General features: G+C 72.7%; 10 protein-coding genes. 3 read left to right on the top strand and 7 right to left on the bottom strand.

Translation table 11 applies throughout. The annotated features are described in order from the left end of the window. Nucleotides 1–2: 2 nt before the first annotated feature. Nucleotides 3–887 (top strand): LLM class F420-dependent oxidoreductase, encoded by an 885-nt coding sequence (locus ACZ37P_RS10850; RefSeq protein WP_355341608.1) that lies wholly within the window; start codon nucleotides 3–5, stop codon nucleotides 885–887. Nucleotides 888–960: 73 nt separating this feature from the next. Here ACZ37P_RS10850 and ACZ37P_RS10845 read toward each other — a convergent pair whose 3' ends face one another. From ACZ37P_RS10845 to ACZ37P_RS10835, 3 genes are all read right to left on the bottom strand, one after another. Beyond that, nucleotides 961–2028: a chitinase gene (locus ACZ37P_RS10845; protein ID WP_467346068.1), complete on the bottom strand. Its 1068-nt coding sequence runs from the start codon at nucleotides 2026–2028 to the stop codon at nucleotides 961–963. Nucleotides 2029–2163: 135 nt separating this feature from the next. After that, a complete protein-coding gene (locus tag ACZ37P_RS10840) occupies nucleotides 2164–3009 on the bottom strand; it encodes a hypothetical protein (protein ID WP_467346066.1) in 846 nt (281 codons plus the stop codon). 224 nt (nucleotides 3010–3233) lie between these two features. Further along, entirely contained in the window at nucleotides 3234–6551 is a 3318-nt protein-coding gene (locus ACZ37P_RS10835; RefSeq protein WP_467346065.1) for a GH92 family glycosyl hydrolase, read from the bottom strand. Nucleotides 6552–7042: 491 nt separating this feature from the next. Between ACZ37P_RS10835 and ACZ37P_RS10830 the strand changes: the two genes are divergently transcribed. Next, nucleotides 7043–8215, top strand: coding sequence for an ROK family protein (locus tag ACZ37P_RS10830; protein WP_467346063.1), 1173 nt, complete (start codon nucleotides 7043–7045; stop codon nucleotides 8213–8215). Nucleotides 8216–8330: 115 nt separating this feature from the next. Here the strand turns inward: ACZ37P_RS10830 and ACZ37P_RS10825 are convergent, their stop codons facing one another. Continuing rightward, a complete protein-coding gene (locus tag ACZ37P_RS10825; RefSeq protein WP_355341593.1) occupies nucleotides 8331–9224 on the bottom strand; it encodes an NADP-dependent oxidoreductase in 894 nt (297 codons plus the stop codon). 70 nt (nucleotides 9225–9294) lie between these two features. On the opposite strand from ACZ37P_RS10825, the gene ACZ37P_RS10820 reads away from it, so the two are divergent. Then, nucleotides 9295–9882, top strand: a complete 588-nt coding sequence (locus ACZ37P_RS10820; RefSeq protein ID WP_467346061.1) for a TetR/AcrR family transcriptional regulator — start codon at nucleotides 9295–9297, stop codon at nucleotides 9880–9882. Between the two features lie 96 nt (nucleotides 9883–9978). Here the strand turns inward: ACZ37P_RS10820 and ACZ37P_RS10815 are convergent, their stop codons facing one another. From ACZ37P_RS10815 to ACZ37P_RS10805, 3 genes are all read right to left on the bottom strand, one after another. Beyond that, complete coding sequence (locus ACZ37P_RS10815) at nucleotides 9979–10566, bottom strand: short chain dehydrogenase (RefSeq protein WP_355341587.1); 588 nt, start codon at nucleotides 10564–10566, stop codon at nucleotides 9979–9981. A 54-nt stretch (nucleotides 10567–10620) separates the two neighbouring features. Beyond that, nucleotides 10621–12090 carry an aldehyde dehydrogenase family protein gene (locus tag ACZ37P_RS10810; RefSeq protein WP_467346059.1) on the bottom strand — a complete coding sequence of 490 codons (1470 nt, stop codon included), beginning with the start codon at nucleotides 12088–12090 and terminating at the stop codon, nucleotides 10621–10623. Nucleotides 12091–12355: 265 nt separating this feature from the next. Continuing rightward, nucleotides 12356–13570 (bottom strand): MFS transporter, encoded by a 1215-nt coding sequence (locus tag ACZ37P_RS10805; RefSeq protein WP_355341581.1) that lies wholly within the window; start codon nucleotides 13568–13570, stop codon nucleotides 12356–12358. Nucleotides 13571–13718: the final 148 nt, after the last annotated feature.

Below are 13718 nucleotides of genomic sequence, written 5' to 3'. Positions count from 1 at the left end.
ACATGGGACAGCACGACCGGCTGGGCAGGATCGGGATCTGGAGCGGCGCCTGGACGGCGGCGGTGAACGGCGCCGGAGTGACGTACACCGGCGCGTACGACGAGGCCGCCGCCGAGGTCGAGGCGCTGGGGTACGGCGCCGTCTGGCTCGGCGGGAGTCCCGGCGTCGCCGTCGCGGAACCGCTGCTGAAGGCCACCACCCGGCTGACCGTGGCGACCGGCATCCTCAACATCTGGAACGACGAGGCCGCGGACGTCGCCTCGCAGTGGGCGGCGGTGGAGCGTACGCATCCGGGCCGGTTCCTGCTCGGGCTCGGCGTCAGCCACGGCCCGCTGGTCAAGCGCTACGCGCGGCCGTACTCCGCCATGGTCGACTACCTGGCGGCGCTGGACGCGGCGCCGGAGCCGGTGCCCGCCGGGCGGCGGGTGCTGGCGGCGCTCGGCCCGAAGATGCTGGAGCTGTCCCGTGACCGTGCGGGCGGCGCGCACCCGTATCTGGTCACCCCCGAGCACACCGCGAAGGCGCGCGCGGTCCTCGGTGCGGAGCCGCTGCTCGCGCCCGAGGTCAAGGTCGTGCTGGACACGGATCTGGAGTCGGGGCGTGCCAAGGCCAGGGACCATCTGAAGCTGTACCTGGCGCTGCCCAACTACACGAGCAATCTGCTGCGTTCGGGCTTCACCGAGGAGGACCTGGCGGGCGGTGGCAGCGACCGGCTCGTGGACGCGGTCTTCGCCGTGGGCGACGAGAGCGTCATCGCGGCGCGGGCGGCGGAATTCCTCGCCGCGGGCGCCGACCACCTCGCGGTCCAGGTGGTCACCGGCGATCCGGCGCGGCCGTTGCCGCTGGCGGAGTGGCGCAGGCTCGCTCCGGTGCTGATCGAGGGCTGAGTCTCCGCTTCTTCGCACGGAGTTGACCGGGACGCCCGCCCGCCGCGGACGGGCGCCCCGGATTCCCGCGGGATCAACGGCCTTGCAGCGCCTTGACGTTGTTGCCGAAGGTCCAGTTCTTCGAGCCGTCCCAGTTGAGCGACCAGGTCATCAGGCCCTTGAGCGCGCCGCTGTAGCTGTTCCACGCCTGCGAGACCAGACCGGTCGTCATGTAGCCGCCGCCCGCGCCGGGTTGGGCGGGAAGGCCGGGAACCTGCTTGTCGTACGGGACGCGGATGGTGGCGCCCTGGACGACGAGCCCCTTGTTGAGGCAGGTGGTCTGCGCGGTGAAGCCGGCCACCGTACCGGCCTGGTAGGAGTCGCCGGAGCAGCCGTACATGCTGCCGTTGTAGTACTGCATGTTGAGCCACCAGAGCTTGCCGTTGTCGGCGTACTTCTTCACGATCGGCAGGTAGGCGCCCCAGATCGAGCCGTAGGTGATGCTGCCGCCGGTGACGTACGCCGTCTCGGGGGCCATCGTCAGGCCGAAGCCCGCGGGCATCCGGGACAGGACGCCGTCGATGATCCGCTCCAGGTTGGCCTGCGAGGCGGAGAGGGTGTTGATGTTGCCGCTGCCGACCAGGCCGGTCTCGATGTCGATGTCGATGCCGTCGAAGTTGTACTTCTGGAGGATCGGCACGACGGTGGCGACGAAGCGGTCGGCGACCGCGCTCGAGCTGAGGTCGATGCCGGCCGCGGCCCCGCCGATGGACATCAGGATCGTGGCGCCCGCCGCCTTGGCCTGGCACATCTCGGCCGGGGTGGCGACCTTGACGCCGGTGTCCATGCCGTCCTGCCACAGCACGGTGCCGTCGGACTGGATGACGGGGAAGGCCGCGTTGATCACGTTGTAGCCGTGGGAGGCGATCCGGCTGTCGGTGATGGGGATCCAACCGAGGCCGGGGTGCACGCCGTTGGCGGCGCCGTCCCAGTTCTCCCAGTACCCCTGGAGCACCTTGCCCGAGGGCCGTGCCTTGGTCGCGCAGGTGTCGGCCGCGGCCGACGCCGGTTGTGCCGCGTGGGTCGCCGCGGCGACCGGAATCTGCGCCAGGAAGGCCATGGCGAGGCCGACTCCCAGCAGACGCACCCTCCGACCGATCATGTCGTACTCCTCGTGGTGTCGTCGCGCACTCACAGGCCGTAGTGGACCGGATCGTAAAGTGGTCTGAACCACTCGTCAATAGGTCTGGACCAAGCCCGTGGTGCGGCGACGACAGTGACGGGGGATACGGAAGGGTCAGCCGGTGGTCGGACGGTAGGCGTAGGCGGTGGTGGAGACCGCGCACACGCTCGGCGAAATGATCTCGACCCGCAGCACCTTCGCGTTCGCGTCGTAGTCGACGCCCTCGGTCTCGAAGCCGCCCGAGCAGACGCTGACGCGCGGCACCTGGAAGAGGGTGGCGACCCGGCCGGTGACGGGCGTGCCGTCGAGCGCGTGCGGCAGGTCGACCTGGAAGACGTCCTTGGCGTCGTTGTCGGAGACGCAGACCAGCCGGGTCGCGGAGACGAAATCGCAGCCCTGCACGTCCGTGACGGCATTGTCGAGGCTGATCTGTCCGGCCTGCGCGAGGGTGCCGCCGGTGGCCGGGGTGGCCGGGTTGGTCAGCGGGGCGGGGAAGACCTGGAGCCGGTTGACCGTGCCCCACTCCCCCTCGACCAGCCACCGCGCGTCCGGCGAGACGGTCGCGAAGGAGTTGTTGAGCAACTCGCCCTGGTCCAGCGGGTGCACGTAGTCGTAGCTGTGCCCGTCGGGCGTGGTGACCTCGAACATCTTAGAGGTGGCGCTGTCGCCGCCCTGGTAGGCGTCGAAGACGTAGCCGTTGACGATGTCCGGGTCTCCGACGTGGTTCCAGCCCGCGATGCGCAGCCGCAGCGGGATCGAGCCGAGGCCGCGGGTGAGGACCGAGCCGTCGGCGCGGGTGGCGATGCCCTCGCCCGCGGTGAGCGTGCTGTACACCGTGTTGCCGGCGGCCACCCACCCGCCGGGCGAGTCGGCGTGCGCGGTGGAGGTGCCCACGGCGGTCAGGGCCGCGGTGGCGAGCAGCAGGGCGGCGGCGCGGCTACGGAGTGCGCGTGCGGTCAACGGAATCCCCGGTGTGGACGGTGGGGGGCCGCCCGCGGCACGGGGCAGCCCTGTGACAGCAGTGACCCTAGGGCCTGACGGGCCGACGCCACCACAGCGCGTGGGCCAACTCGGCCTGAACGGGCGGCGATCGGTTCGTTCGCGCCGGACATGGGTGCGGGGCGGGCGGGGCCGGTCGTGCCGGTCCTCGCCCGCCCCGCGCTCTCCGCGGTGGGCTGCCGGGGTCAGGCGGTCGCCACGGAGAAGATGTGCATGTCACCGCCGTTCGTGCTGGACGGCAGCGTCACACTGGCCAGTTGCTTGCCCGCCTGGAGCGCGATCGGCGCGGTGGAGAAGATCTCGGTGCCCACCGGGTCCTTTCCGCCGCCCTGGACGTCGCGGTACGCGGTGTGCACCGCCACGACGTTGCCGTACGAGGGCTGCTGGGAGCCGCCGCCGAGCGTCCAGTCGCTGAAGCCGATGTCGGCCTTCTGAGTCGTGCCGTCGGTGTACGTCAGCGTCACCGTGCCGGTGGTCTGGCCCTCGCTGGCGCTGCCGAGCAGGCTCAACTTGGTAGCACCGGCAGCGGACTTGGAGACGTCGAGCACCTGGTCGCCGCCGCCCACCACGATGTTGTCGGGCGCGCCGGGCGCCACCTGGGGCCAGGTGAAGTCGAAGCCCCCGGAGGACACCGTGCCGCCGGGCGCGGCACCGGCCGCGGCGAGCGCCGCCGCCGAGTAACTCCAGCCCTCGCCGTCGAAGTTGGCGGACGGATTCGTGTCGTCGGCGGAGATGCCGTTGTTGTTGACGTACCAGGTGAGGGTGCCGCGTACGCCGACCGTCACCGACAGCGAGGCCGCCGGGGCGGTGCCGCCGTGCGCGGAGCCGAGCGTGATCGGGACCGTGTAGACCCCGGCCTTGGTGTCGGCGGCCACCGACACGGAGAACTTCGCGCTGGTGGCGCCGCCCTTCGGGACGGTCACCGTGCCGGACGCGGGCTTGAGCGTGATCCCCGCGGGCGGCTTCGCGGTCCAGCGGACGTCGACCTTCTTGTCCTGGATCGTGGACAGCTTGACGGCGGCGTCCGCGGAGCCGCCGGGCTCGATCTTCACCTGGCCGGGGTCGGTCGAGGCGAAGAACGGGGCCTCACCGTCGCGGAAGGACGGCGGCGCGTTCTTGGCCGCGCTCCCCCACGTGGTGTTCGCGGTGCCGCCCAGGGTGTAGTCCAGGGTGCCGCCGCGGGTGACGAACGAGGCGGGGACCCACGGCTGGTCGGACTTCTTGCCGTTGACGCGCAGGCCCTGGATGTAGATGTTCTCGGCCGACGCCCGCGGGGCGTTGACCGTGATCGTCTTCCCGAGCCCGGTGTGGATCACCGCGCGCGGGAAGACCGGGCTGGAGAGCACCAGGTCGGCGCGGCTGGGCACCTGCGGGTACATGCCGAGCGCGGAGAAGACGTACCAGGACGACATCGTGCCCGCGTCGTCGTTGCCGGGGATGCCGCCGGGCGCGTTGGTCCACAGGCCGTCGGTCTCGGCGCGCACGGTCTCCTGGGTCTTGTACGGGGCGCCCAGGTAGTCGTACACGTACGGCGCGTTGATGTCGGGCTCGTTGGTGGCGTCGTAGCGCGTGTCGTCCTTCGCGGAGAAGTCGAAGGTGCCGTCCGGGTTGCGGAAGAAGGCGTCGAGGCGGGAGATCGCGGTGGCGTTGCCGCCCATGGCCTTGGCCAGTCCGGCGATGTCGGAGTAGACCATCCACGTGTAGCGGGCGCTGCTGCCCTCGACGAAGCCGCTGCCGGTGGCGGGGTTGAAGGTGGCTCCCACCCACGACCCGTCGGACTTGCGGTCGCGCATGTAGCCGCCCTGCGCGGTCGCGTTCGGATCGAAGACGTTGGTCCAGTTGCCGCTGCGGTCGAGGAACTTCCGCTGGTTCTTACGGTCGCCGACCTGTCCCGCCAGCTCCGCGAGACCGAAGTCCGCGGCGGCGTCCTCCAGGGTCTCGGCGGCGCCTCCCCAGCAGTGGCAGTTGTCGGACGGCACGTAACCGAGCGTCAGGTACTTGTCCAACGCCGGTCGTTGGCCGACGCATTCGACGTTGCAGCCGGAGCTGTCGGAGTCGTTGGCGGTCGGCACGGTGGCCGCCTTCACCAGCGAGGCGAGGGCGCCCCTGACGTCGAAGTCCCGGCCGCCGAAGGCGTAGATGCCCGCGAGCGCCGCGTCGGACGGGTCGCCGGACATGATGCTGGTCTTGCCGTTCTCCAGCAGCCAGCGGTCCCATTCGCCGTCGCGCTGCTGGGCGTAGTTGAACAGCGACTGCGCGTAGTCACTGCCGACTCTCGGCTGAAGCAGCGTCAGCAACTGCACCTGCGCCCGGTACTGGTCCCAGCCGGAGAAGGTGCCGTACTGCTCGTGCTGTCCCCTGGCCAGCGAGTGGGTCTTGCGGTCGCCGCCCAGATACTGGCCGTTGACGTCGCTGGTGAGGGTCGGCTCCAGCATCGAGTGGTAGAGCGCGGTGTAGAAGGTGGTGTTCTGGTCGGCGGAGCCGCCGGACACCTGGATCTTGCGCAGCGCGGTGTTCCACGCGGCGGCGGCCTTCGACCTGATCTCGTCGAAGCCGGCGCGCTGCGGGTTCTCCGCCGTCAGGTTGGCCTCGGCGTTGCGCGCGCTCACGTACGAGATCGCGACCTTGGCCTGCACCTGCTTGGTGCCGGACGCGAAGGTCACATACGCGCCCGAGCCCTTGCCCGCGGTCGCGTTGCCGCTGGAGTTGTAGCCGGTGCCGCCGCTGGCCGATGTGGAGCCGGGCGTCAGGGTGCCGTCGGTCCAGGTGCCGACCTTGGCGAAGGGCTGGTCGAAGTGGGCCGTGAAGTAGAGGGTGTAGACGTCGTGCCGGTTGTTCGCGCTCTGCGGTCCGCAGAAGTTGCCCGCGCTGACCGAGCCGGTCACGGTACGGGCCGCCGCGTTCACGGTGACGTCCGCCGCGGCGCTGCCGCTCTCGGAGTTGGATGTACGGAACAGCACACTGGCGGGCTTGTCGGCCGGGAAGCCGAACTGGCCGGTGCCGGTGCGCTCGGTGGTGGTCAGCCGCGCGCTGGCCCCGCTGTCCAGGCCGACCTGGTAATAGCCCGCCTGCGCCGTCTCGTTGGCGTGCGAGAAGGTCGAGGCGTACTTCGCGTCCTTGGTGTCGGCGCTCGGCGAGGAGTCGACGTCGCCCACGTACGGCATGATCGGTATGTCGCCGTTGGCGCCGGAACAGCCCACGCCGTTGAGGTGGGTCAGGCTGAAGCCGCGGATCTTCGTCGCGTCGTACCGGTATCCGCCGGGGGCGGGTGTCGAGAACTGGTTGCCCGTCGAATTCTGCGGGCTCCACGCCAGCATGCCGAACGGCAGCACGGCGCCGGGGTAGGTGTTGCCGGCGTTCGAGGAGCCGATCAGGGGGTTGACGTACGAGGCCGGGTCGGCGTCATGCCCCCCGGAGGCGCCCGGACTCGCGGTGGCGGGTCCGGCGCCGAGGCCCAGGCCGATGCCGAGGACCGCCGTCGCCACCGCGGCCACGGCGCGCACGCCGCGACCCTTCCACCGCCTGCTGTCCACGGGTCGCACTGATCTGTCCGACACGGTTCCCGCCCTTCGTGTGTCTCGCTTACGACAACGTTGTCAAACGATCAACTGTAGATGTTCCTCCCGGGGTTGGAGGGTGTCAAGAGTTGTCAGGTACCCGCGGGCGGGGTGGGGTGGCGGCCCGGAGCGGGGTGGGGCGGCGGCCCGGAGCGGGGTGGGGCGGCGGCCCGGCGGGGGGTGGAGCGCCGGCTCGGCGGGAGGCGGAGTCGCGGCGTCGGGGCGGTGTCACGTACGGCTCGCGGCGGGCGCGGGGGCGCCGGTGTTCGGGCAAGCGGGTGAACACAGCGGGGTGCCGTGACGTCGATCGGGTAACTTTTCCCTGCGCGCCTGCCGCGTGGGCCGCGGGGCGGGATCGTGAGCCGCCCTCCCACAGGCCGGGCGGCTTTCGCCGGGGCCTGGTCGGCACGCTCCGGCACCGTCCGAGAAGGGACTTGATGGACACCACCGCCGCCGTCGACCGCTTCGAAATGCCCGCCAGCGCCCGCGCCGTGCTGCGCGCGCTGGCCGCCGACGGCCCGGCGACCCGGCCGCAGCTCAGCACCGCGCTCGCGCTGTCCCGGCCCACGATGTCGGTGGCCATGGCGGAGCTGTCACGGCTCGGGCTGGTCGAGGGGCAGGGCAGTTCACGCGGCGCCACCGGGCGCAGCGCCGTCCTCTACTCGCTCGCGCCGACCGCCGGGCACGTCCTCGGCGTCGAGATCGGCGCCACCGTGGTCCGGGCGGCGGCGTACACCCTCGACGGGCAGGAGATCTGCACCGCCGAGGTGCGGCTGCCCTCCGACCAACCGACGGTCACACCGGAGGCGGCGGACGCGGCGGCGGGGGTGGTGCGTACGGTGCGCGAGGAGGTCGGGGCGCGGTACGGGCCGCTGCGCGAGGTGGTGGTCGCGGCGCCGACGCTGCCGAATGTGGGGGCTTCCGGTGCGGGACGCGGAGGCGGTGGCCTTCAGCCGGACGGCACGGTACGGATCACCGACGCGCTCGCCGTGCCCGACGGCGTGCCGGTCACCGTCGAGAACAACGTCAACTGCGCCGCCGTCGCCGAGCACCGCTTCGGTGTCGCCCGCCACCAGCAGATGTTCGCCTACATCCAGGTCGGCGTGAAGATCGGCGTCGGCATCGTGCTCGACGGACGCCTGATGCAGGGTGCGAACGGCGCCGCCGGTGAGGCCGCCATGCTGCCCTTCCCCTGGTCGGAGTCCCAACAGCCCCGGCGCGCCGGGCTCGAGCAGTTCCTCGGCTCCGACGCCCTGATGGAACGCTGCCGCGCCGCCTGGCCCGCCTCCGGCGGCGGACCCGTGCCGCTGGACGCCAAGGCCCTCTTCGCGTCCGCCGCCTCCGGCCACGCCGCCGCCCGCCGCGTCGTCGACGAACACGCCGCCGCCATCGGCCGCCTCGTCGCCGCCGTCGTCGCCCTGCTCGACCCCGGCCTCGTCGTCCTCGGCGGCGGCGTGGGCCAGAACCAGCTGGTCCTCCTGGAAGTCCGCCGCACCGTCCACGAACTGGCCTGGCCCACCGACATCACCATCGGCGGCCTCGCCGACCGCGCCACCCTCCTCGGCGCCGTCCACGTCGCCCTGACCCGCGCCCTGGACTCGATGACCTAGGGCCTGTCCGCAAGGTCTCGTCCGGCTGGCGGCGCCTGGCACGCACGCTCGCTGCGTTGTCGGGCTCATCCGAATAGGCCCAGGCGTGTCCGCAAGGTCTCGTCCGGCTGGTGGGTCAGACGATCAGGACTCTGCGGCCGCGGGTGTGGCCGGCCTGGCTGTCGGCGTGGGCCGCGGCGGCCTCGGCGAGGGGGTAGGAGGTGTCGACGGGGATGCGGAGCGCGCGGCGGGTGATGAGGGCGGCGGCCTCGGCGAGGGCGGCGGGGACGCTGCCGGCGGTGCCGGAGAAGCGGACGCCGTGGTCGGGGGCGGTGAGGTCGGCGATGGAGACGACCTTGCGGGGGTCGCCGGTGAGGGCGACGAGTTCGGGGACGACCCCGGAGCCCGCGAGGTCGAGCGCGGCGTGGACGGGGCCGAGGGCGCGGACCCGGTCGGTCCAGCCGTCGCCGTAGGTCGTGGCGAGGGCGCCGAGTTCGCGGAGGTAGTCCTGGTTGGCGGGCCCCGCGGTGCCGATGACGGTGACGCCGCGGTCGCGGGCGATCTGGAGGACCGCTGATCCGACGCCCCCGGAGGCGCCGCTGACCAGCAGGGTCTGTCCCGGCTCGACGCCGACCTCGCGGAGGATCCGCAGCGCGGTCTCGACCACGGAGGGGTATCCGGCCGCCTCTTCGAAGGTCAGCCCTTCGGGCATCCGGGCCCAGGCCGAGAGGACCGCGAACTCGGCGTAGGTGCTGGTCCCTTCACCGAATACGTGGTCGCCGATCTCGACACCGTCGACGCCCTCGCCGATCTCGTCCACCACCCCGGCGGCGTCCAACCCGACGCCCGCGGGCAGTTGGACCGGATGGGCCTTGAGGATCTGGCCTTCGCGAACCCGCCAGTCGGCGGGGTTCACACCGGCCGCCCGTACGGCGACGCGTATCAGGCCGGGGCCCGCGTGGGGCTCCTCGGCGTCGATGAGGCGCAGGACATCGGGGCCGCCAAACTCGGCGAAGCTCACTTTCTTCATGCGACGGACCGTAACACTAACGGTTAGCGTTTTGAAACCGTTCCTGTTTCGTAGCTGATAGTGTGCGGTCATGACCGTGCCGACCGGGCGCCGTGAGCGCAAGAAGGCCGCGACCCGCCGGAAGATCGCCGACACCGCCCTGCGGCTCTTCCTGGAGCGCGGCTACGACGCGGTGGGAATCCGTGACGTGGCGGCCGAGGCCGACGTGGCCGTCACCACGCTCTTCTCGCACTTCGCCGCCAAAGAGGCGCTGGTGTTCGAGCAGGACGAGGACTTCGAGGAACGCCTCACGCGGGCGGTCACCGACCGGGCGCCGGACGAGCCGGTCGTGCCCGCGCTGCGCCGCGAGACACACGCCCTGGTACGGCACTGCACCGCGGACGGCGCCGCGCCGGTCTGGCGGATGATCGACGGGTCGCCCGCGCTGCGGAAGTACGAGGAGTCGATGCGGCTGCGGCACGCGGAGTCGGTGGCCGCGGCCCTCGTCGCCGATCCCGGACTGCCGCAGAGCGCGACGGCCTGCCGGACGCTCGCGAGGTTCGTGATCGACGCCTTCTCGCTGGCCCGCGAGTCGGCCGATCCGCAGGCCGCGGTGGACGAGGTCTTCGCGATGATCGAGGCGGCCTGGGAGGCCGCCCGCCCCTCACGGCAGGCGTGAGGAACGCGAAGGACGCGGGGAACGCGACGACCGCCGGGAACGCCGGGAACGGGACGCAGCGACCCGCGGCTCAGGCAGAGAAAGCCCGCCCGCAGCTCACGGGCGGAAGGTGCGGCCCCGCACCGTCCCCTCCGCGATCCCGACGTAGACCTCCGCGACCTCGCGGACGGGGGTGCCCGCGGCGGGATCGGCGGACATGGCCCGGAGGGTCTCACTGATCCAGCCGGGGCTGACGAGGTTGAGGCGCAGCCCGCGCGGGAGTTCGCTCGCGGCGTTGCGGACGAAACCCTCGAGGCCGCTGTTGATGAGCGCGCCCAGCGAGCCGCCCGCCATGGGCGCGGCGAAGGTGCCGCCGGTCAGGGTGATGGAGCCGCCGTCGCGCACATGGCGGGCCGCGCGCTGGACCAGGGCGACCTGGCCCCAGAGTTTGGCCCGCACCCCGGTCGCGAAGTCCTCGTCCGTGGCCGACGCCAGCTCCAGCAGCGGGCCGTTGGCGGCGCAGCACACGACCGCGTCCAGACCGTCGACCTCACCGAAGAGCGTGTCCATCGTGGACGGGACTTCGAGGTCCACCTTCAGCGGACCCCGGCGCGAGGCCGCGACCACCTCGTGCCGTGCCGCTGTCAGCGCGGCGGCCACCGCGCTCCCGACGGTTCCGGAAGCTCCGATCACCAGTGCCCTCATGCCCCCGATCATCCCCCACCGGCCCCTCCCCCTCAACGGCCCCACCCGACCCGGTCAGTACGGGTAGTGGACCGGTGTGGACTGCACGGTGAGCCACCGCAGTTGGGTGAATTCGTGGAGGTTGGACTCACCGCCGGAACGGCCGCCGAGGCCGGACGCGGCGAGTCCGCCGAAGGGCGCCTGGGGCTCGTCGAGGCAGGTCGAGTCGTTGACGTGGACCATGGCGGAGCCGAGCCCCGCGGCGAGGCGGCGACCGCGCGCGAGGTCGGAGGTGAGGACGGCGTCGACCAGGCCGTACGGGGTGTCGTTGGCGACGGCGAGAGCCTCGGCGTCGGTGTCGACGGCCAGCACGGGGGCGATGGGGGCGAAGATCTCCTCGGTCCACAGGGCCATGTCGCGGGTGACATCGGTGACGACGGTGGGCCGGTGGAAGAGGCCGTCGCCGTCGCCGCCCTCGACGACGGTGGCACCCGCGGCGACGGCCTCGGCGAGGAGTTCGCGGGCCCGTTCGCGCTGTTCCGCGCTGATCATCGGGCCGAGGCCGACGCCGTCCGTGGTCGGGTCGCCGACGGTGATCCTGGCGGCACGCGCGGCGAGATCGGCGACGTAGGCGTCGAAGACGGGCCGCTGGACGATGTGCCGGCCCGCGGTGATGCAGGTCTGGCCCTGGTAGTGGAAGGCGGACCAGGCGCCGATCTGTCCGGCCTGGTCGAGGTCGGCGTCGTCCAGGACGATCAGGGCGTTGTTGCCGCCGAGTTCGAGGGAGACCTTCTTCAGGCGCTCGCCCGCCTCCCGCGCGATGGTGCGGCCGACGGCGCTGGATCCGGTGAAGTGGACCATGGCGATGTCGGGGTGCGCGGTCAGCGCCTCGCCGGTGTCCTGCCCGCCGGGCACGACCTGGAGTACGCCCGCGGGCAGTCCGGCCTCGGCGAAGACATCGGCGATCAGCAGTCCGCCGCTGAGCGGGGTGTGCGGTGAGGGCTTGAGGACGACGGCGTTGCCGACGGCGAGGGCGGGCGCGAGGACGCGCATGGCCAGCACCAGCGGGAAGTTCCACGGGGTGATCACACCGACGACGCCCAACGGGACGCGCTGCGCGACGCTTTCCCGGCCGGGCGCGCGCGTGGGCAGCGTCTCGGCCCGTATGTGACCGGCGAGCGCGGCGGCCAGGTGGAGTTCTTCGACCGCTCCGGCGATCTCGTACTCGGCCTTGCCGCGGATCGAGCCGGTCTCGCGGACGAGGAGGTCGGCGAACTCCCCCGCGCGGGCGCGCAGTCGGGCGGCGGCCTCGCGCAGCACGTCGGCGCGGACGCCGAAGTCCGCGGCGGCCCAGGCCCGTCCGGCGACGGCGGCCTCCCGCGCGGCGCGGTCCAGGTCGGCGGGCGAGGCCCAGCCCGCCCGGCCGAGCGGTTCCTGGCGCGCCTTGTCGAGGACCGTCGACGTACGCCCGTTCTCGGCCGGGACGAAGGCCCCGCCGACGAAGAGAGCGCCGTCCCGGGCGCGCGGCGTGGATGGGGTCGGCATAACGGGCCTCCGTGTCGAAGCACTGGTCGAAGTACGGGTGTTGCGGTGCGGGTCCCGGTGGCGCCGCGGGTCGGGTACGGGCGCGCGGCGGTACGGCGGCCCGCGCGGCGGTGTCCTCGCGGTCCGCGCGCGCCCGGGCAGCACGACAGCCGGTCCGGCCGTCTGAGTTTGTTAACCTTCCGAACTCTCACCGTAGCAGCGAAGACCGGCTTTGAGGAGGGCCGTCCGGCAGGAGGGCCGTCCGGCAGGAGGCGTTCCGTCCGCGTCAACCGCTGAGCCGTGCCCCCTGGTCCTTCTCCGTGGCGACCGCGGCGGAGGACAGGAGCGTCGCGGCGGCGAGGCTGCCCCACAGAGCGGTCGAGCCGTACGGGGCGAGGGCGGTGATGGCCGCGGGAGAGACGGCGAGGCCGAAGCCGGTGGAGAGTTGGAAGCGGGCGAGGGTGCGCCCCAGGACGTGGGCCGGCGCGAGGGCGGTGACCAGCGCGGTGGCGCTTCCGGCGTAGATGATCTCGCCGAGCGTGCAGACCACGGACACGGTGGCCACGGCCGGGGCGCCCCAGCCGTGCCGCAGTTCGGTGGCCGCGAGGAAGCCGAGGTAGGACGCGGTGAGGACGACACCAGCGAGGGCGAGCACGGACCGCCGGGAGAAGCGGGACATCAGGACGGTGACCGGGACCTGGAGGGTGACCACCAGCACGGTGTTGGCCACGAAGACGGCCGCCGACCACACCGGGGACGCGTGCAGTTGGGTCACCAGGACCAACGGGAGCGCGATCTCGGGGACGTTGAGGCAGAAGACGTAGACCACATTGGCGGCCAGCAGCGCGCGCATCCGGGGCGCGGGACCGCTGTCGCCGCCCTCGGCGGGGGCGGCGACCGGGTCCGTGCGCAGCCGGACCGACCACGCCAGGACGGCGGCGGTGACATACGCGAGCCCGGTGACGCCCGCCAGGACCTGCAACGCGGCGGCGCCGCCCGCCAGGCACGCGGTGGCGAGCAGCGCGCCCGCGCCCATACCGGCGTTGCGCAGGGCGCGGCCCGCCGCGAGCGCGGTGTCGCGGTCCCTGCCGTGGGCGACGGTGGCCACCACGGCGGCGTGGGCGGCGGGCCACGCCTGGTTGCCGATGCCGAGGAAGAGCGCCGCCGCCGCGAACATCCAGCCGTTGCCCGCCGGAGTGGCCAGCAGCAGCGCCACGCCCAGCACGCGCACCAGCATCGACGCCGCCACGGCCGTACTGCGCGCGCCCCGGTCCAGCCACAGCCCCACGGCGGGCACGCACACCAGCCCCACGACGACACCGGCCGTCATGGCGATGCCGGTGGCGGGCGCGGACAGGCTCAGCACCGTCACCCCGTAGAGCAGCAGGAACGGCCGGAGCAGGCCGGTGCCGAGCGCGTCCACGGTCATGGCGACGGCGTAGCGGGGGCCTCCGAAGGCGCGGACGAGGGCGCGGGGCCGGATCTGGGTGGTGGTTGCCATGGCGACAACGGTGCGTTCGGCCGCCGCGCCCGCCGGGGGGGGGGGGGGGGGGGGGGGGGGGAAGAGAAGAAGGAGGGGGGGGAGTAGGGGTGGGGGGGGGGGGGGGGGGGGGGGGGAAGAACGAGGCGGGAAAAAAGAAGAGAGGGGT

It is taken from the genome of Streptomyces sp. NPDC024632, from assembly GCF_055559175.1.
The sequence above is the reverse complement of the archived record's forward strand: the minus strand, read 5'-3'. Positions and strand labels throughout refer to the sequence as shown.

What these genes read in the sequence shown, in the direction of transcription:
- ACZ37P_RS10825 (WP_355341593.1), bottom strand. Translation starts at nt 9,224, where the DNA reads ATGAAGAAAGTGAGCTTCGCCGAGTTTGGCGGCCCCGATGTCCTGCGC.
- ACZ37P_RS10815 (WP_355341587.1), bottom strand. Translation starts at nt 10,566, where the DNA reads ATGAGGGCACTGGTGATCGGAGCTTCCGGAACCGTCGGGAGCGCGGTG.
- ACZ37P_RS10850 (WP_355341608.1), top strand. Translation starts at nt 3, where the DNA reads ATGGGACAGCACGACCGGCTGGGCAGGATCGGGATCTGGAGCGGCGCC.
- ACZ37P_RS10805 (WP_355341581.1), bottom strand. Translation starts at nt 13,570, where the DNA reads ATGGCAACCACCACCCAGATCCGGCCCCGCGCCCTCGTCCGCGCCTTC.
- ACZ37P_RS10810 (WP_467346059.1), bottom strand. Translation starts at nt 12,090, where the DNA reads ATGCCGACCCCATCCACGCCGCGCGCCCGGGACGGCGCTCTCTTCGTC.
- ACZ37P_RS10830 (WP_467346063.1), top strand. Translation starts at nt 7,043, where the DNA reads ATGGACACCACCGCCGCCGTCGACCGCTTCGAAATGCCCGCCAGCGCC.
- ACZ37P_RS10820 (WP_467346061.1), top strand. Translation starts at nt 9,295, where the DNA reads ATGACCGTGCCGACCGGGCGCCGTGAGCGCAAGAAGGCCGCGACCCGC.
- ACZ37P_RS10845 (WP_467346068.1), bottom strand. Translation starts at nt 2,028, where the DNA reads ATGATCGGTCGGAGGGTGCGTCTGCTGGGAGTCGGCCTCGCCATGGCC.